A 19265-nucleotide genomic window follows, 5' to 3' on the forward strand; every position below is an offset into this window, starting at 1 on the left:
TTTGGTAAAGATTATTTCCCTGCAGGAATAATCTCACCGTTGTCATCAAAGGTGGTGACGTTAAAGAAGTGCTTCACACAATTTTCGTAATCGCCTTGGCGCAGTGCGCTGTAGGCATATTGGTAAGGTACCAATTTACACGCAAAGGTCGCACCACCTGGATTGTTGGCATCATAGCCCCAATCTTTATCCCAAGTGATTTCGAGTGCGCCAGCGCCATCAGTGTTAAATGGTTTCATATTGGCGCAGCCAAGCGTTTCACCTGTGATATCAAGATTCAGAAGCTCAGCAATCTTGCGATAGTAGTTGATGCGGTTTTGCGCGCGATAATCTTCCGCGCCTTTGCCACATTCAAAAGCACCATTGATGATTTGAATGGTCGCGCCAAAGCCAAGCTCGAGTCCTGCGGCTTTATCAGCCGCATTAGGCTGCCAAGTACCATCAATCACATGTAGCATGCTTGGTTTTGGTGGCTGCGGGTAGACATAGAAGAACACTGCAGAGGCAAGGTTAAGCCAAGTATCAGCAACCAAAGCTGGGTTTTGCAATAAAACGTGTTTGTCACCAAACATCGCTTCAGAGAACGCGCCATAGTTGTAGTTCCAGCTTAGCTGCTTAGCACCACGGCCAAAATAGCTCTTACCTGGGGCACAAGGCCATGCTTCACCTTGCCAGCTACCACAAGCGCTATAGGCGCCATTTTGGCTGGTTTCTGTATTGCCCATTTCACGAAGGTACCACAGTCCTTGACGCCATACTGGCACGCCCTTACTGGCTTCCCAGTTTGGTGCATTGGCACCCGTTTCTTGAATAAAGTGGGCAAACATAGTGGCCAGTGAGCGCTTACAGATTTCATCTGAGTTGCGACCATCGGTATAGGTTCGACAAAACGCAGGGAATTTGGCAATCGACTGCAAGAAGCGGGTATAGGTGTAGGCTTCATTGCGCAGTGGGAACAGGTAGTTCCAAGTCACTTCATCGACGATCATCTCAGCGCGCTGCACGTTTTCAGGATTGGTCGCTAAATTTGGCGCAACGGCTTCAACAATCGCGTTATCCGCTGTTTCGATGTCAGAGCGTACCAAGGCAAAGAGTGGGGTATTGGTCAGCGTGGTTTCCACATTGGATAACTCGCTGCGCGACATCAAAAAGCCGCCGTTGCCATCAGGAATGATGGTCATTTCACCCGGAGGGGTGACAGGTGGTTCGATTGGTGGTGGGGTAATCGGTGGTTCAGGTTTTATTGGCGGCTCCACCGGTGGTTCTACAGGACCGCTTGGACAATCGACTGGGGTCCAGAACCAACTATTTGCTGATGGACTTTCCCAAAGACCCGGATTGTTTTTTGCTTCAAAACATTGGTTGTTGAAGCTCACAATATCGCCATTGCTGACCTTGGTTTGACCCGGTTGCCAAACAATGACATCGCCTGCAGGTGGGGTTACCGGCGGCTCTGGATTCACAGGTGGCTCTGGATTTATAGGGGGTTCGGGCTTCACGGGTGGCTCTGGCGTGACCGGTGGTGTGGTGGTGCCATCACAGGTAGTTTGTTGCCAAAACCAGCTGGATGCCGCGCTTGGGGTTTCCCAAACTCCCGGATTGTTTTGAGCAATATAGCAAGCCTCTTGATAGACAACGGTATCACCATTGCTCACCTTGGTTTTGCCTTGCTCCCATGTGATTGCGGCACTGGCTGTGCTGCTCACAAATAGGGTTGCCAGAATCACTGACAAGGGCGTGAGTGTACGCATAACTAAGCTCCATTTCGTTTGTCGTCTTACTCTCGAATCTCAGTTAGAGCCACGAAATTTCCAATCTCGCTGGCAGTTTCCCACCTAGTGTTGATAGCTCGCACGCCTTGTCAGTGACTCAAATTTCATGAGGTACAGAGTTTCAATGGGCATTATTCATGGCTTGCGCTAAGGGCTACAGTAAAAAGCGCGAAGGCCTCGCATTCCTACGAAGGATCTCCACAGCAAGGCTGTAAATTTGTATGCGTGGTTTCACAACTTTGAACTGGGTTCAAAGCTGACACTTAAAATTGGCGTGAAAAATAGCCTTGAAAATGGCTAGAGAATTTCGGGGTAACCATAACGCGGTCACAGAGAAATCAAGGTGCATGACATAGAATGAGTGCCGGTAAACAATAAGATTTGTCTCAGGAGTAAAGGATGATTGCGGTGATTTTTGAGGTCGAGGTAGCAGCGGGAAAACAGGACGATTATTTGCAAAGTGCCAGTGATCTTCGGCCTTTACTTGAGGGTGTCGATGGTTTTATCTCCATTGAGCGTTTTCAAAGCCTCAGTCAGCCCGGTAAGGTACTGTCTTTGTCATTTTGGCGTGATGAAATGGCGGTTGAAGTGTGGCGTAATGAATTTGCGCATCGATGTGCACAAAGCCAAGGGCGTGCCAGTACTTTCCAGCATTATCGTCTGCGGGTTGCTGAAGTGATTCGTGATTATGGGCTTGATACACGTGCGCAAGCGCCACAGGATAGCCAACAGATCCATGCGTAAATGGTGAGATAAAGACGGTGATGCCTAAAGGGCTCACGTTCAATGAGATCCATATTCAGCTGCCATTTACCCCGAATATGCGATGTTTCACCCATAACTAGCGCAGTTGTCACTCGCTTTGAGAATATTTGCTTGGTGCTGACCTGACGTTGTCCAAGGTCTTGCACTTTATTTTCAAAATAGAGCGAGATGAGCGCATTGATATGAGTGTGAAATGAAAGCCAAATTACTTCTAAGCAGCCTTTGTGTGTTGCTTTCTGCCTGTGCTAGCCATGATCCAGAAGATGGCTATCGCGGGATCTATACCTATGGTCAGGATGTCTCCAATTTTCGTCTTTGCAATACCAATCAAGTGTATTGGCTTCGTGGTGAGCCAAAGGCGATGCAAAGCATTCAAAGTGAGATTGCCATGCAATCTGCACTCAATGACGACCCATATCCATCCATTTATCTGCATTTTTCTGGAGAAATTGACGCGCCGCCAGCTCAGGGTGTCGCCGCTGATTATGATGGGGTGATCCATCTTGAAGCGCTGCACATTTCATTGATGAAAGCGCCCTCTAACTGTCAGTAATCGGCATTCCTAAAGGCTCATCTTTCTTTTTCGATGGCAAAGCTTTTTCGATGACAAAGATTTTTCGATGACAAAGACAAGCTCACACTCTGGTTGTGGCTGTCTTTGCATCATCTCTTGGAATCGGTACACTCACGGTGAAATCGATAGCTAAGGGATTGAGATGAGACGATTTTTTCCAAAATTAAAGCAAGCAGCATGGCTGTCAGCCGCCTTGGTGATGGCACCGACTGCGCAAGCGGATATCGCCAGCACACCGGTGATCGGTGGCATGATCAATAGCAGCGCCATTCTTAAAGACCAAGTGTTTGGTGGGCTGCAATTCTCAACTCGAGCCACTCGCGATCTCACTTTGTTTACCGTCGCGGGCCTCTCGCTAGATAGTTATATTCTGACCCTTCCCTTGGATGCAAAGGTCAAAGCGCGGGTGGTAGGACAGCTTTCTAATCCAGCCTATGCCATTCCTTTGGGCTATTTTCTGCATACCTTTTACGATCGCTACACGGGCAGCGATGCACGTATTGTTGAAGGCGATCAGTTCAAGGCCTATTTGCAAACGCAATATAGCCAAGCACAGCTGGCACAGTGGCAACATGATTTGTTTTCCCTTGATGATGGCAGCCAAGCTTCGACAACCACAGAAGAGACAGCCACCGCTGAAAAACTGGAAGATACCAGCCATCATCATAATGGCTTAACCGTCAATCGTGAGATGATCGCCGCCTTGGTGGTGGTTTATGACGCGCTGGTGGAGATTGATGATTGGCGCAAGCAAGATTACTTACCAGACCACTATCGCTATTTATCCAACAGTCCAGAAGATAAGGCCTTGGTGGCCAAAATCCAGCCCATCGTCATTGGCTTTTTTGAGCAGTTGGCTCCGACCTTAGCGCCGGGCGATACGCGCGCAGCCATTGAGACGGTCATTGCTGATCACGCGCCAGATGCGCAAAACAAGGTCAACAATAAAGCGCAAGCTGTGACCATCACGCTGATCGATTTTGTGCGGCTCAATGTGCTGAAAAACTACCGTCAATTTTCCATGTCGCAAACACGCATTGATACCTATGGCGACTGGCTCGAAGCGCAATTTGATGACAACCCACAGCAGCTTGTTGCCTTTTTAACGGCGCGCGTCAATCGCCCCTTGGCGGTGCAGATCGTGGTTGATGGTTTGCAACAAGGGATGATGGAAGGGCTCGTGACTCCGGGGCATCCTTATTTGCAAACCGCCTATGGCGATCATTTAGCCGGCCTTAAGCGCGCGCAGCAATTTTCACCCGCAAATCCTCCAAGCGGCGAGCAACATCGCACTTGGCTAAAAGCCTTGGCAAGCGATCCGAAAGCGCATCAAGCACTGCTTGCAGATAAGCATTATTTGCCCTTTTTTAAAGCGCTATATCGTGATTACGAGCCTGCCATTGTGGATATAGGCGTGGCGTCAACACCAACCATTAGTGTGCGTAATTTGCCCATTGTGAAAACGGGCGCTGCAGTGGCAGGGGCGCAGGGTACGGGGATCCCTAATTTTCACTTTGTTGCCCGCGATGAAGATCGCGCCTATTACTTCTTTGGTAATGATGCCTTAGCGCTTGATAAGCTGCTGGCGCAAAACAAAGTGCCCACCATGTTTGAGCGCTTGGATCATCTCACCACCTTAAACTGTAATGCACAGTATGATTGGCATGCCCATGTCAGTTATGACGGCTTGGTTAATTTAGGTCTGGGTGAGGCGATGCGTGACTATGGCGAAAAACGCTGCGTGCGTGAATTGTCGATGCGCAGCCAAGTGGAGCAAAAAGCGCAGGCGCTGCGCTTGCAGCTCATTGATGACATTCGCCAATATCAACAAATTCATGGCATTTGGTTTTATACCAAGGTGACGCTGGGTTGGCGCATTGAAGAAAATCTGCGCCAGCTTGCAGCGCTGAGCGAGCAAGGCATGCCTGATTTCACCTTGATCTATAACCCATGGCCGGATCATTTCGCGCACTTTACGGGGCCGCTGGCCGATGAAATTATCGCGCCTACCGGAGAGCTCAATCGTTTGGATTACTGGCTCTCGCAAATTACAGCTGTGTATCAAGAAGCCGGCGTTTATTCGCGCACCCTCTGGGGAATGGCTGGGGATCATGGTTTAGCGCCGGTGTATCACACCCTAAATCCTGAAATTACTGTATTTGAACAGCTCAAAGCGCGCTATGGCCATGAAATTGTGGTCAAGAAAATCTCTTCTGATGAAGGGGAAGGGCCGAAGATCACCCATGCGCTGAATCCGCCAAGCATGCAAAACATTGATGTGGTGGTGGCCTCAACGGCTGGCGGCAACTTGATGTTTGATTTTTTTAACGCACGCCAAGGCTGGGCGGTACAACCCGTGTATCAAGATTTAATTGCCTGGCGACCGCAGGCTGCGCCTGCTGATTTTGCCATCGATTTAGTGGATGAAATTAGCACTCAGCTGGCCGATAGTTTGGATTATTTAGCGCTGCGACAAAGTCATTGCGATACGCAAGTGTGCCAAGTGCGCTTGGTGGGTTATCGCGATGGTAAACGCCGCGATGAGCTGGTCATGCGCCAAGGCGAACGCCTCTATTATGGTGTGCTGAGCTTAAGTACAGCTAAGGCAAATGCCGTGACTTTTGCAAAAGACAAATCGCCGATTTTATTAGCGCTGAGAGAAGCCAATCCATATCTGCCTCAACCAACTGCTGTGCAGCTTCGCGCGCGCGATGCCGAACTTGATCGTTGTTTGGTCAAAGCTGATCCCGCTCAGCCAAATACTTGGTGTGATAGTCAGTCTTGGCGCGAGCTGACGCGCTATTCGGCGAAGCCTGATGCGGTGAATCAAATCGCGCAGCTTTACGCAGAAGATCGCGCAGGGACAATCAATCTTTTCCCACAAGCGGGTATTGGCTTTAATACCAAGGTGCCGGGGCGTCATGCTGGAGAGCATTACTTAGAAAAAGATGCCTTTTTAGGCTTTTGGGGGGCGCCTCTAGGCAATGCCATTCAACCTATTGGTATTGCGGAAAATGGCTCGCTGGCACCGACGCTTTATGAGTATCTCACCGGAGAGTGCGTGCAAGTGGGTAAGCATCATTGGGGTTATCCGTCGCTGCTTCAATATTTATCCATATCGCCCATGAACGTCGATTCTCACTAACCGCATGCAAAGACATATAAAAAAAAACCGCCCCTCAGGTCGGTTTTTTTTATGGATATCAATCCTAGCGAAACAGGATATTAGCCCAGCGCGCTAACCCTGCTGTGACTGAGCCAAAATAGTTACCGTGGGTCATGGGGACATGGGGCAGCACTTGGCGCACCGCTTGTTGCAAAATAGGCGAGCGCGCTGAGCCGCCGGTCATAAAGATGGCGTCTGGCTGACAGCCCGCTTGCGCCACCGCTTCTTCCACCAGCGCCGTGATTTTTTGCATCGGATTGGTGATCGCGTAAGCCAACTGCTCGGTATCAATCTCAAGCTGAAGCAGCTCATCGCCCACTTTAAGGTTGGCGCCATAGCTTGGTGCACTGGCTAGTGCGATTTTGCAGTTCTCTGCTTCTTTGATAATGGCGTAACCCAAGCTGTCTTGATGCACTTTAAGTAAGCGCGCCATCTTTTCAGGCTCAGCAGCATCGCGCAGTAACATTTGCAGGGTGGGCAAATTATCGCGGCCATAGAATTGGCGCTGCGCCTGAACATCATTAATGGCAATGGCGTTCCAAAATTGGGTGGTGGGGTGCATTTTGCCGGTGATGCTGGTCGAGCCCATGCCAAAAGGATGCATCATTTGGCGAAAGGCGATGTAGATATCCAAATCATTACCGCCAACCAGCTGGCCGGTATGGCTCAGCAGTGTTTGTTGGCGATCCATGCGCCCGACCCACTGCGGGCCCATGGCGATCATCGAGCAATCGGTGGTACCACCGCCGATATCCACCACCAGCACTTTTTGCTCTTGAGTGAGCGAGGCTTCATATTCAAGACCCGCAGCGACAGGCTCAAATTGAAATTCCACATCGCGAAAACCAGCGCGATTGGCGGCGCGGCGTAAAATACCTTCGGCTTGTTCATTGGACTTATCACCGCCGCGACCTTGAAAGTTGACCGGGCGACCAATCACGGTTTGGCTGACATCGCGGCCCAGCGCAAGCTCAGTGCGATGTTTGATATTCGCCATCATGGCGCAAACCAGATCTTCAAAAAAAGCCAGCTGCATTGGGCTTAGTCCCATGGCGCCTAAAAAGGACTTGGGTGACTTGACGTAATACACCTCTTTGGGATCAGCGAGATATTGCGCTAGCGCCTCTTTACCAAAGCACACATCTTCAGGAAGCACATCCCAGCCTTCCTCTTCGTTATTACGAATAGCCAGACGTAGCAGGTTTTCACCAATCTCAGTACAAGGGGTGATTTGATAATGGCGATAAAGATACTCAGAGATGGTTTCCGCATTGGGCGCACTAATGGTGGATGGCACGGTTTGATCTGTGCCATAGAGCGCAATCTCACGCATTTGGTTGTTGTCGATATGCGCGACAGAGCAGTTAGCCGTACCGTAGTCAAAACCAATCGCCATGGGAACCTCATCTTTAAAACCAGCGCCAAGCCATGGATTTGGCCAACGCAAAAGAGCGGCATTCTAATCCCTTGCCCCATGGTGTGGTCAACCATTGAGGGGGAATTTTTGTTGTTGGTGTGTCGCAGCCATGAGAGCGGTGGCGGTTTTGGAGCATGGTAGTGTAATAGAAGCTATGAGATAGACAGTGTCTATTTCCGAAGAGAAATTTTCCAATCTACTGTAATTAATCGATGGTTTATCAATTAGCATGAGGCGATCGAACTGAGTGTAGTTTGTAAAAATATGATTGTTCGATATACCTATCACATAGAGATTGGTGATGTATCTCGAAGGGGAATGATTTTTCTGCTTAGTTCAGAGGCAGGATTGCATGCCAAAATTAAAAATGCAGAAAAATCAATAAAGAATTTTGTTGTTGTATTTTTATGTTAGGATTTGTTCTGTTGTGGTTGTTATTCTAGTGTACAGTGGTCTATGTGCTTAATTTTATTGTGAAGCTTATTCGGAGTTAATAGGAGTTGATCATGTATGATGTGCTGAAATCAAAAAAATTAGTGATATTTGATCTCGATGGGACGTTGGTGTCAACAGAGAATGGTGAGTTAGAGTTTTTTTTCAATAAGCTTGAGGCTGAGGTGAATTTAAGTATTGATAAAAATATTGGTTTCTATTCAAACAGAACATTGTGTTCCGTGTTGAATTCGTTGCCAGTTGAAAATAAGAATGTTCTTTTTGAGAAAATGGAAGGATATATGGCTGAATTTGTTAGTGGTCGTAATTGGATTCCAATTGCCTGCGGGGTTGATTGTTATAATGCGGCAAATGAAATGTGCATTGATAATTTTATTGTTACTGGTAACTTTCGCCGTTCATCAGCGATTAAGATGCGCCGTTCTGGGATTGATGTAAATACGGATAATTTATTTGTCACCTCATTGATGGTTGAGTCTAAGTTAGATGTTATTAGTAAGTTAATAAGCGATAAGTATATTCCACAAGATATTTTAAGTGTAGGGGATAGTGAATATGACTTAGAGATCGCCAGGCGCTTAGGTATTGATTTTTTCTTAATATCTTAAGTGTGTATTTTTTCTTTAATTAAGATTTCGAATTTTCCGCCTAAAGATATAAATAATTTCTGTAACGTCACTTCGTATTCTGAATTACTGCGTGACATGAAATATATTAGTTCCTGTGTGAGCATGTAACATTCTTTTCTCTGTTTAAATTGATGTAAATTTTTTATATGTTTTAAAAATTGCCATACTGCGCTTCCATTGCTATTTAAGCCTGTAAAACTTGTTAGATCCCATGAGAACTGACCGAAGAAGTTTTTAGCAAAACCTTTACTGTTTGTAGATAAAATTTCTGATACGTCGTTATATACAGAATCTAAGCGATTACTAAGTACAATTTTATCTTCAATCCTTCCAGAGAATTGAAGCATATTAAAATCTGATAAAACTTCTTTTCTGTACCAAGATAATTTATCTCTAGCGTCTAGAGCCCGGTCTAGAAGTTCTTGCACTGATGATGCTTCTTTTGAAATGAGTAAATGTAATGCACTCGGTATGTCTAATTGATACTCTTTGCCTGTTAGTCGTAGCTTTTTCATTTCTTCCCGAGGATCTTTGTTTAGTTCTTGCTGATATGTGTTCATAAACGAGTAGGCGGTATCCGTATTTTTCAGTGCGCGTGATGCTGATGGAGTAAATGCAAGACGCAAATCTTCAGCTAGCAACAAGTTATATTTATTTCTAGATAATGCTATGAAATCTATTAGCTCAGCTTTACCAATATGTTGATCTTTGATTTTTTCTCTAACTAATTGAAGCAAGTCGCTGTCACTTAGTATTAATCCAACCATATAGCTAATGCTATCATCATTTAGTGATTCCTGAATTTCTGATTTGAATTGATACATTGATTGATTAGTAAGTAATGCGTCTGAAAAAATATCAACACTTCGATCGAGCATGTTATAGTAACCTGATGGGAAGCTTTCCTTAGTCGATTTTCCAAGTATCGGGAAGTTAGATAGCCACTCATACTTAAGTTTTTGAGATATTCTATTTCTTTGTTCTATTCTATCAGCAGGATCAGGATAGGAATATCGCTCAATGAAATTTTGTGGTAGTCCCATTGACTCTAGTGAATTAATTACGCTTATTGTCCCTTCGGTTATATCGCGAGGACCAAGAACAGAAACTGTCACTTTTTCACAAAAAATAACTTGGCTAAGGAAATTTAGAAAATCAATTATATTTTTCAAGCTTTCAGGCGTCCCACTGATAACTTTTCCCATAGAATGGAAGCTAGTAATATCGCGATAGTGCTCCATAGTTCCCTCAATATATTTAAGGCCTAAGATATAATATCCACCAATTGGTTAAATTTCATACAATTTGATTCATATGTGCGCTGTCGCACGTGTGGATTGTAATTGGGATAAATGGTTTATTTATTGAGGATGATATGAGTCACATTTTTATTGTGTGTTTTATTTTAAATGGCGATATTGATAGTGATTTCTTTGCACAAGCAAAGAAAAGTAACTCGCCGTTAGGCGAAATCGGAAGCGGATAGATACGTATTAATTTAAAGTACTGCGAAACCTGAAAGGTTTATTTCGCATATTCCACCCACAAAAAAGCCGGCTGAGCCGGCTTTTGCGTTAATTCATCAATCATAAAGCGATTAATAAACAATCTTCACTTTCTTGGCCATGGCCACGGCTTTTTCCACGGCTTGCGCTGTGTTTTCACTGCGGGAAAGGGCGACGCCTAAACGGCGGCGGCCGTTGATATCAGGCTTGCCAAACAAGCGCAGTTGGCTGTGTGGCTCGGTGAGTGCGGCGGCGATGTTGTCAAAGCAAATGGCGCTGGAGCTGCCTTCGCCCAAAATCACCGCTGAGGCGGCTGGGCCATAGTGGTGAATCTCACCAATGGGTAGGCCTAAGAAAGCGCGCACATGCAGGGCAAATTCTGATAGTTCCTGTGAAATCAGGGTGACCATGCCGGTATCGTGTGGGCGCGGCGAGACTTCACTAAAGATCACCTGATCGCCTTTGATAAAGAGCTCCACACCAAATAGGCCATAGCCACCCAGTGCATTCACCACTTTTTCGCCTACGGCTTGCGCGCTGGCAAGTGCGGCATCAGACATCTGCTGTGGCTGCCATGATTCGCGATAGTCACCATCTTCTTGGCGATGACCAATGGGATCGCAGAAATGCACACCATCTGCTGCGCGTACGGTGAGTAGGGTGATCTCATAATCAAAATCGACAAAGCCTTCGACAATGACACGACCTGCGCCAGCGCGGCCGCCTTCTTGCGCGTAATACCATGCATGTTTGATATCGGCATCGGTTTTAATCACGCTTTGGCCTTTGCCTGATGAGCTCATAATCGGTTTGACCACGCATGGCATGCCCACTTGCTCAATCGCTGCACAAAAATCATCGTAATTATCGGCGAACTGATAGGGCGAGGTGGTGATCCCCAGATCTTCTGCTGCAAGGCGACGGATCCCTTCACGGTTCATGGTCAGTTTGGTGGCATTGGCATTGGGCACCACGTTTAATCCCTGCGCCTCAAGAGCGACTAGGGTGTCTGTGGCAATGGCTTCGATTTCAGGTACCACATAATGTGGCTGCTCTTTGGCAATAATCTCCGCCAGCGCATCAGCGCAGAGCATGTCGATATGATAGCTACGATGAGCCACTTGCATGGCTGGTGCATTGGGGTAGCGATCAACCGCGATCACTTCCAAACCAAGACGTTGACACTCGATGGCAACTTCTTTACCGAGCTCTCCAGCGCCGAGGAGAAGAACACGGGTTGCTTTTGCACTTGTCGCTGAACCAAACATGGGTATTCCTTTTATCAATGGTGCAAACCTGAGCAAACAGGTTAAGAATCAGCGGCATGATACCGAATCTCAACCATAAGGCAAACGATTGCGCTGTAGCGCTTTAAATTGGTTGAGCTTGTCACTGTCAAGTTGTGCTGGCGATGGGATTTAAAATGAAAAAAGAGCAGCCTAGGCTGCTCTTTCAATGCTTTGCGGTGCGGCTTAAAGTGCGTGATAGTGAAATTGCGCCTGTGGTGCTACTTGGCTGCACAGGGTTTGCATATCGTGACTGAGCTGATTGCTGATTCCCTGTTTTTCAACAAAGTAGACCTCTTTAATCTGATGCCACGAGCAATCGGCCAAGTTGATTAAATTCAGCGCGACTTGTAACGGCGGCAAGCTTGGGTTAAAGGCGGCGTTCTCAGCGTAGCGACCGGTAAAAATTTGGCCATTGTCGAGTAAACAGGCGATACCTGCATAGTTGTGGCTATAGGGTGCATGGCTCTGGTTGGCTGCGGCGAGTGCGGCTTCATATAAAGGGTGCGCTGCAGTCATCTCAGGCGTCAGTGCATTGTCTTTCGGTGCCAGTAATGGCTCACTGATATTGAGATCGCTAGGGCCAAAAGCATCAGGCAAATAATCATGAAAGGCGCGAGTTGGCTGTTTGGGCAGGGTGATGGTGATCTGCTCAGCACCATTGAGTTCATTGATAAACTGTCGGCAATGGCCGCAAGGGCTGTAGTTGATATAGATTGCCGAAAGCGTGGTTTCACCGCGCAGCCAAGCATGGCTAATGGCGGATTGCTCCGCATGGACAGTATGCGCCAAGCTCACATGTGCAAACTCTAAATTAGCACCAAAATAGAAATGGCCGGAGCCGCCTTTGGCAATGGCGCCCACATAAAATTGGGAGATGGCAGGCATGGCATAAGCAGCGGCGAGCGGCAAGAGCGCTAGCGCCATATCCGCTTCGTTCATCTGATGATTTTGGCAGAGTGTGGCCATTTCATTGGCGCTAAGACTGGCATCAAATTCAGGACGACGAAGAATGGGTGAAAGATCTTTAGCAAGCGCATCTGGCAGTTGGGTTAACGCAGAAAGTAAGCGATCGCGCATGGGTGTATCCTCATTTTTATCATGGCCTTGATTGTAATCTCTCCCCATCAAAAAGGCCTTTTTGATGCACAGATTTCGAATGTAATCGCATTCATTTTCACCAATTTGCGTGCGCAATCGCACAACTGGCTATCTTGCTTGTTTTGCACCTGCTATCGATAGACTTGATTTTTACAGCAGAGTGCGCACAATAACTGTATAAATGAACAGTTATTGTGAATGGCTATCGTGCAGATTATTCCCATCGCCGCCAGTGCAGGGATCACCGGATTTGAAAGCCCTGCGGCGGATTATCATGAGTTACCACTGAGCTTGGACGCGCTACTGATTGAGCATCCCAGCGCGACCTTTATTGGCCGCGCGCAAGGGCGCTCCATGGAGGGCGTGGGTATTTTTGATGGGGATATTTTAATTGTGGATCGCCATATTCAAGTGCAGCAGCATGATGTGGTGGTCGCGACCTTTCGCGGTGAGTTCGTATGCAAAATTATTGATTTAAAAAATCGTGCTTTGCTTTCCGCCGCGCCTGGATTTGCCCCTTGGGGGGTGAGCGCTGAAGATCAATTTTGCATCGAAGGGGTGGTCATTCGTTCGGTGCGCTGTCATCGACCCAGCTATTTATTGCAAGAGGTATAGATGTTTGCGCTGGTGGATGCCAATAGCTTTTATTGCAGTGCCGAGCAGGTGTTTCGTCCTGATTGGCGCGGCCGCCCCATGGTGGTATTAAGCAATAACGATGGCTGTGTGGTCGCGGCCAATCGTCAAGCATTGGCTGCTGGGGTCGAGAAATTTAAACCCTATTTTCAAGTGCGCCAGCGTTGTGAGCAAGCGGGCGTGGTGGTGTGCTCTTCGAATTATGAACTCTATGGCGATCTCTCTTCTCGCATGATGGAAGTGGTGGGACGCTTTGCACCTGAGCAACATATCTACTCCATTGATGAATCCTTTCTCTCCTTTCGCGGCTGGCAACTTGAATCGCAAGACTATTTAGAGCATGCGATGGCGCTGCGCCGCGCTGTATGGCGTGAGTGTCGCTTACCCGTTTCGGTGGGGTTGGGGCGCACCTTAACCTTGGCCAAAGCGGCCAATCAGGCGGCAAAAAAATTGCCCCACCTCTTTGAGAAAAATAGCGAAGGCCGCTTGATGCAAGGGGTGTGTTTGCTTGATGAGCACAATATCGCGCAAGTTTTGCCACAGTTGGCCAGTGGCCAGATTTGGGGGGTTGGACGCAAACTGGCCGCGCGCTTAGCGGGTGTCGGTGTGGAAACGGCATGGCAGTTGGTGCATTTGCCCTTAGTGCAGGCTAAAAAAGTAGGCGGCATTGAGTTAGAGCGCATTGTGCGAGAGCTCAGCGGTGAGCGCTGTAAAGGCTTTGATGCAACCCGCGCTGATAAGCAGCAGATCTTTTCTACCCGTAGTATGGGAGAGCGCATTACCTCGGAGCAGGCACTTCGTGAGGCGCTGTGCACCCACGCGGGTATTGCGGCGAGTAAAGCGCGTGAGCAGGGCAGTTTGTGCCGACAATTGTATCTGTTTGCTGCTAGCTCTCCGCATGATCGCCGTAGTGTGCATTATAAATATCAGCACCGTTTTGCCACGCCAGTGAACGATGTTTGCGTGCTCAACCAAGTGATTAGCTCGGTAATGCCGCGGCTTTACGAGCGCGGTGTGCGTTACTACAAAGTGGGGGTGGGGTTAGTGGATTTGGTCGATGTGCGCTATGACCAATTGGATCTCTTTGCGCCGCCACCACCCAATCCCGCTTTGATGCAGATGCTTGATGGTGTGAATCATAAATATGGCCGTGATACGTTATTTACTGCTGCGCAAGGCGTCTCACCCAAGTGGGGAATGCGCCGAGAGTTTTTAACCCCGCAGTACACTACGCGTTGGCGCGATATTCCCACCATCGCCTGTAAATAACGTGGCTATATGAATAACCGAGCTATATGAACAAAATAGCTATGTCGCTGTGCTCGCGCCTGCAATCTGAATACGATGGGAAAAACGCGCAGCGAGGGTGTCGATATCAAATTGACTGCGCACCCGCTGTTCGGCGCGTTGACGCTGCGCTTGCAGTGATTCATGCGTTCGAAAAAGATGCGCGATCATCATATCAGTGAGTGCGCTGCGATCTTCCATCTCCACTTGCACCGCGCAGCTTCGCTCAAGTGAGGGGGACGGCCCAAGAATTTCATCGCAACCAATGAGGTGGGTGGTGATCACAGGCAGTCCCAACGCCATCGCCTCTTTAATGATCAAAGGCCCCGTATCTTGATCGCCATTGCGACCAATGCGAAAAGGCATCACCAGTGCACCGTAGCTGGCGGCATGCGCCAGTAGCCAAGATTGCGGCTGCGCGCCTAAAAAGCGAATACGTGGATGGGCATATTCGTTTTCCAACTGGGCTTTAAGCGGACCATCACCCACCACATCCAGCTGTACTTCTTGGTACTGTCCCGCCAGTTGATGAAAGGCTTGTAGCAGGAGATCTAACCCTTTTTTTTCAACGATTCGGCCAAAAAATAGAAAGTGGGGCTGCGCACCAAGGGCTTGAGGGATTGGGTGAAAACGCGATAGATCGAGACCACAGGGGTGATAAAAGGTATCGCAGCCATATTGCTGTAAGTCTCGCTCCATCGCGTGGGTGACAGCGCACACCCAGTCAGCGGCTTGGCATTTAGCCGGTAAATCTTCAGCATTGGCATAAACATCAGCGCCATGGCCAGTAAAGCTGACGCTAATCCCAAGCAATTTGGCCGCGACAATGGCACTGGCTGCACTGGCCCACGCAAAGTGGGCGTGTAGGTGTTGGCATCCACTGGCCTTGGCAAGATGGGCAATGCGCGCCCCTTGGCGCAATAAGGCGAAGGCAGACCAACCTTGTTGGCGGTGTAAAAATGGTACCAATGATTTGAGCTGCGGCCATGCGAGCAGCCCAAGCAAGGGCTTGAGTGGCGTTTTCGGTGCTTGCTCAAGATAGCGCGTTTGTTTGGCGAGAAATTCATCCTGCGGTTGATGCTTGCCACTGGGCTGATGCAGTGACAAGGGCACGACGCTGTGTCCTTGGCGCATCAGCGCGCGCATCTCATTGCCGACAAAGGTTTCAGACAATACTGGAAATTCATTGACCACGATTCCGATGGTTTTTTTCATAGCGGCTCCCTGTCTTGCTGTGTTGAGTATAGAAAGTGCCAGTAAGGCTTGCGTGCGCATCGGCGAAGTTCTCTTGTTTCATGTCTATTCTTTTGTGCGCTCAATAATTTGATCTGTTTTTGAGTGCCCGATATCACTGCGGTGAATGGTGTTGTGGCGGGAAGAATTTTGCCTGAAATTTTTAACTGTGACCCATCTCTCATTTGCCATGCACTTAAGGGCGTAAAGGACAACGAAGAGGCAATGCTGCTCGAGCGAGTCCACAAGGGGGATGAGCAAGAAAATTGAGGGATTCAAATAAGATAGGCCGGCTATACGGTATAATGAACGCCGTTTTATTGATTAAGTATTGATTCAGAAACCAGCGCTAGAGTGGGCCTCGCGTTCAAGACCCAAGGCAAAACACAACAAGGTCTTGGTCAATTCAACGGAATAAAAGACGAGGAGTCTACGATGAAAAAGCAGATCACAATTGCATCACTACTTGCAGCGAGCATGATGGCCGCACCAGCAATGGCAGCAAACATGGATTGGGTTGTTGGTGGCGGTATTGGCTATCAGAACGATGATGTTTCTGGCCAATTTGAGCAAAACGGTGAAGATGTGGCCTATCAGCTTCGTGGCGGTATGATTTTAAATGACCACCATCGTTTCTTAGCGACTTACAACTACATGGACAAGTCAGAGCAAAACATGTTCTTGGCGTCTTATGACTATCTCTACCCAGTATTTGATCAAGTAAGCCTATTTGCGGGCGTCAATATGGGCGTTTCTGATAGTGAAATCCACAATGAAAGCAGCACTGATTTTGTTTGGGGTGGCCAAGTGGGTGCAACCTACGCCATCACAGATAGCTGGTCGACTGATTTGACCTATCGCTATATTGCGCAAGATTATGATGAGCAAAACACTGAAATTGATAACAGCCAGCAAGTGATGTTGACTGTTGATTATCGCTTCTAATTCAGCCGTTATGGCCGATAAAAAGCCCCGCTATTGCGGGGTTTTTTTATGCGTAGTTGATGAGGTGTGATTTATCCGAAAGAAAGAACACGATTTTTAACGATGTCGTTGGTAGACAAACGGCACGCTATATCTGCCATTCCCCTTTGTTAATCCTGTTATGGTTGTGTTATAAATGCGATCGAGAATCGTTATTGTTTCATCAATATTTCTTCGCGACTATGCGAGTGCTCTCATCCTTGAATTGAATAGGGTAAAAGGGGCTTGCCTGCAATTATCTTAATGATAATTATTCGCATCAATTTTCTAAAGGACAGAAAGGAAAAATGATGAACGGACGCATTTATGCAGCCTTGGTGTGTGTGAGTACTTGTCTGCCGTCTTATGCTTCGACGACAAATTGTGAGAATAACGAGCAACAACCATGTGAAACTAACTTAATTACTGTGACTGCAAATCGCTTTGAAATGGATATAGCGAAATATGCAGGCTCAGTTGGGGTGATGGAGGCATCTGAACTGAAGCAAGATGCCAATTTAATTAAAGCGCTGACAGATATTCCAGGGTTTGATTCCAGCAATGATCTAGGCCGACAAATTGGCTCGCAATATACGATTCGCGGTTTTGGTAGTTTTAGTGATAACCGCGTGATCGTCCGCCGCGATGGGGTGCCACTGTCTTCAAATTTGTTTTCCAATCATATCTCTACATTTCGCTCCGACAGTGATTTGTTAAAGCGTGTTGAAGTGGTGAAGGGCACCTCATCGATTTTATATGGTAGCGGTGCCATTGGCGGTATTGTGCTGATGGAAAGTAAAAACGCCGATGATTTCCTCAAGGCTGGCGAGCAATTTGGCGCCACTTTAGGCCAACGTTTTGAGTCAAATAATATGTCGAGCACGCGCTTCTCCGTGGCGGGCGATCTTGATGCGTTACCTGTGGATTTTGTGCTGTATGGCAAAACATCGACATCGGGTGATATTGCGCTAGCTGATGGTGGCGTTCCTGGCACTACAGATATTCATAATGATGAAAATATCGATACGCTCTATTTTAAAGGGGGTTGGGATATTGATGCTGAAAAACGATTGGAGTTTAGTGTTTATGATTTTGATGAGAAGCTCGATGCCGTTTGGCAAAATTTATTCCATAGCAATCTAGATGAATATTATGTCGGACATCTAGAGCAGCAAGACTGGCAGCTGCGCTATTTACAAACCAGCCTTGAACATCAATTGATTCATTTGAGCGCAGGGGTTTATTACAGTGATGCGAGCTACGATCGCCATAGCGCAGATATGGTCAATGATCCGCGCTGGGTGACTTATCGCAATGAAGAAAAGCGCTGGGGCGCCAATATTCAAAATGTGTCACTGTTTGATACGGGGCGCGTTGGTCATGAATTATTGATTGGCTTTGAATATGCCCATCGTGAGGAAGACGCCATTTATCAAAATGCCCATGGTATTTCTGATTTTGGCTCCATGCCCAATGAGTACAATGATTATGGTCTGTATGTGTTAAATACCATGACCATCAATGATTGGCAGCTTACTTTGGGCGGGCGTTATGATGACTTTGATCGAGAAGTAAAACGGCATGCCCAAGGGAGTTATAGCGACAGTAACTTTTCGCCACGCGCCGCCCTTGCTTACGAGCCTGTACAAGGTTTGACGCTATTAGCTGGTTACGCACAAAGTTTCCGCGCGCCCACGCCTCATGAAACCAGCTCTGAAGGTCCTTTAAATCCTCATTATTACTATTTACCTAATTACGATCTGAAAGCGGAAAAAGGCGAAGAGTATGAGCTTGGCTTTAGCTATGAGTCTGATGGATTGATAACTGCAGATGATCGCTTGTTCTTTAAGGCGATTTACTTTGATGGAAAGATCAAAGATATGATCAGCCTTAAGCGTTTACCAGGGCTGGGCACGCCGCCATCATCTAATGAATATGCACAATATCAAAACGTGGATAATGCCACCCGTCAGGGCGTTGAAATCATGGCGAACTATTGGATTGGTGACTGGCAAATTGATGCAAGTTTTGAAACATTGGATGTGGAAGATGAAGTCACAGGTTTAGATGTGGACCAAGCCTTTGCGGATAAAGTGATGGGCCGTGTGAGTTATATTCACCAACCTTGGCAGTTGCAATTGGGCGTGCAAGTCAACCATTGGTTTGCGCCTGATCAAGACTTTGCCACCACCATTTCTGGTGGGCAGACCTATACCTATGTTGACCAATCCTTTACTCAGGTCAATGTTGCTGGCTCATGGGACTTTACGGCATCTGGCAGCACTTGGCTTGCGCAAAATGCCATGCTGTATTTTGGTGTGAATAATCTCTTTGACCAGCAATACATCAATGCAGGCGGCGTAAATGAAAGCTCGCGTGTTGGTCAGGCCACCAATTACTACCTTGATTTAGAAGTGCAGTTCTAAATCAATGGTTGAGATGAAAAGCCGCAGGTCGCTGCGGTTTTTTATTTCTATTTTT

The 19265-nt window shown here is 47.4% G+C and carries 14 protein-coding genes; 8 read left to right on the plus strand and 6 right to left on the minus strand.

Features of this window, described 5'->3' with window-relative positions:
- Positions 1-11 precede the first annotated feature (11 nt).
- Positions 12-1751, minus strand: a complete 1740-nt coding sequence (locus L9P36_RS04620; RefSeq protein WP_237465323.1) for a chitinase — start codon at positions 1749-1751, stop codon at positions 12-14.
- Positions 1752-2171: 420 nt separating this feature from the next.
- On the opposite strand from L9P36_RS04620, the gene L9P36_RS04625 reads away from it, so the two are divergent.
- The 3 genes from L9P36_RS04625 (at position 2172) to L9P36_RS04635 (ending at position 6256) form a co-directional block, all read left to right on the plus strand.
- Entirely contained in the window at positions 2172-2516 is a 345-nt protein-coding gene (locus L9P36_RS04625; protein WP_237465325.1) for an antibiotic biosynthesis monooxygenase family protein, read from the plus strand.
- Positions 2517-2730: 214 nt separating this feature from the next.
- Complete coding sequence (locus L9P36_RS04630) at positions 2731-3090, plus strand: hypothetical protein (RefSeq protein ID WP_237465326.1); 360 nt, start codon at positions 2731-2733, stop codon at positions 3088-3090.
- A 163-nt stretch (positions 3091-3253) separates the two neighbouring features.
- Positions 3254-6256 carry an alkaline phosphatase family protein gene (locus L9P36_RS04635; protein ID WP_237465327.1) on the plus strand — a complete coding sequence of 1001 codons (3003 nt, stop codon included), beginning with the start codon at positions 3254-3256 and terminating at the stop codon, positions 6254-6256.
- Between the two features lie 64 nt (positions 6257-6320).
- Here L9P36_RS04635 and yegD read toward each other — a convergent pair whose 3' ends face one another.
- Positions 6321-7673, minus strand: a complete 1353-nt coding sequence (yegD, locus tag L9P36_RS04640; protein WP_237465328.1) for a molecular chaperone — start codon at positions 7671-7673, stop codon at positions 6321-6323.
- A gap of 527 nt (positions 7674-8200) precedes the next feature.
- On the opposite strand from yegD, the gene L9P36_RS04645 reads away from it, so the two are divergent.
- The gene (locus L9P36_RS04645) at positions 8201-8755 is read left to right on the plus strand and encodes an HAD family hydrolase (RefSeq protein WP_237465329.1); all 555 of its coding nucleotides are present in this window, start codon (positions 8201-8203) and stop codon (positions 8753-8755) included.
- On the opposite strand, the gene L9P36_RS04650 is transcribed toward L9P36_RS04645, so the two are convergent.
- The 3 genes from L9P36_RS04650 to cdd all read right to left on the minus strand — a co-directional run bounded on the left by L9P36_RS04650 (position 8752) and on the right by cdd (position 12647).
- Positions 8752-10017 (minus strand): hypothetical protein, encoded by a 1266-nt coding sequence (locus tag L9P36_RS04650; RefSeq protein ID WP_237465330.1) that lies wholly within the window; start codon positions 10015-10017, stop codon positions 8752-8754. The genes L9P36_RS04645 and L9P36_RS04650 overlap by 4 nt on opposite strands.
- 356 nt (positions 10018-10373) lie before the next feature.
- Positions 10374-11549, minus strand: a complete 1176-nt coding sequence (gene purT / locus L9P36_RS04655; RefSeq protein WP_237465331.1) for a formate-dependent phosphoribosylglycinamide formyltransferase — start codon at positions 11547-11549, stop codon at positions 10374-10376.
- Between the two features lie 204 nt (positions 11550-11753).
- Complete coding sequence (gene cdd / locus L9P36_RS04660) at positions 11754-12647, minus strand: cytidine deaminase (protein ID WP_237465332.1); 894 nt, start codon at positions 12645-12647, stop codon at positions 11754-11756.
- Between the two features lie 228 nt (positions 12648-12875).
- Between cdd and L9P36_RS04665 the strand changes: the two genes are divergently transcribed.
- Entirely contained in the window at positions 12876-13283 is a 408-nt protein-coding gene (locus tag L9P36_RS04665; RefSeq protein WP_237467859.1) for a S24 family peptidase, read from the plus strand.
- Entirely contained in the window at positions 13284-14570 is a 1287-nt protein-coding gene (locus tag L9P36_RS04670) for a Y-family DNA polymerase (protein WP_237465333.1), read from the plus strand.
- Between the two features lie 39 nt (positions 14571-14609).
- Here L9P36_RS04670 and L9P36_RS04675 read toward each other — a convergent pair whose 3' ends face one another.
- The gene (locus L9P36_RS04675; protein WP_237465338.1) at positions 14610-15803 is read right to left on the minus strand and encodes a glycosyltransferase family 4 protein; all 1194 of its coding nucleotides are present in this window, start codon (positions 15801-15803) and stop codon (positions 14610-14612) included.
- 453 nt (positions 15804-16256) lie between these two features.
- Between L9P36_RS04675 and L9P36_RS04680 the strand changes: the two genes are divergently transcribed.
- Both L9P36_RS04680 and L9P36_RS04685 read left to right on the plus strand, forming a co-directional pair.
- The gene (locus L9P36_RS04680) at positions 16257-16766 is read left to right on the plus strand and encodes an outer membrane beta-barrel protein (RefSeq protein WP_237465339.1); all 510 of its coding nucleotides are present in this window, start codon (positions 16257-16259) and stop codon (positions 16764-16766) included.
- A 329-nt stretch (positions 16767-17095) separates the two neighbouring features.
- The gene (locus L9P36_RS04685) at positions 17096-19210 is read left to right on the plus strand and encodes a TonB-dependent receptor domain-containing protein (protein WP_237465341.1); all 2115 of its coding nucleotides are present in this window, start codon (positions 17096-17098) and stop codon (positions 19208-19210) included.
- Positions 19211-19265: the final 55 nt, after the last annotated feature.

Source organism: Vibrio stylophorae (assembly GCF_921293875.1).
Lineage (GTDB): Bacteria > Pseudomonadota > Gammaproteobacteria > Enterobacterales > Vibrionaceae > Vibrio_A > Vibrio_A stylophorae.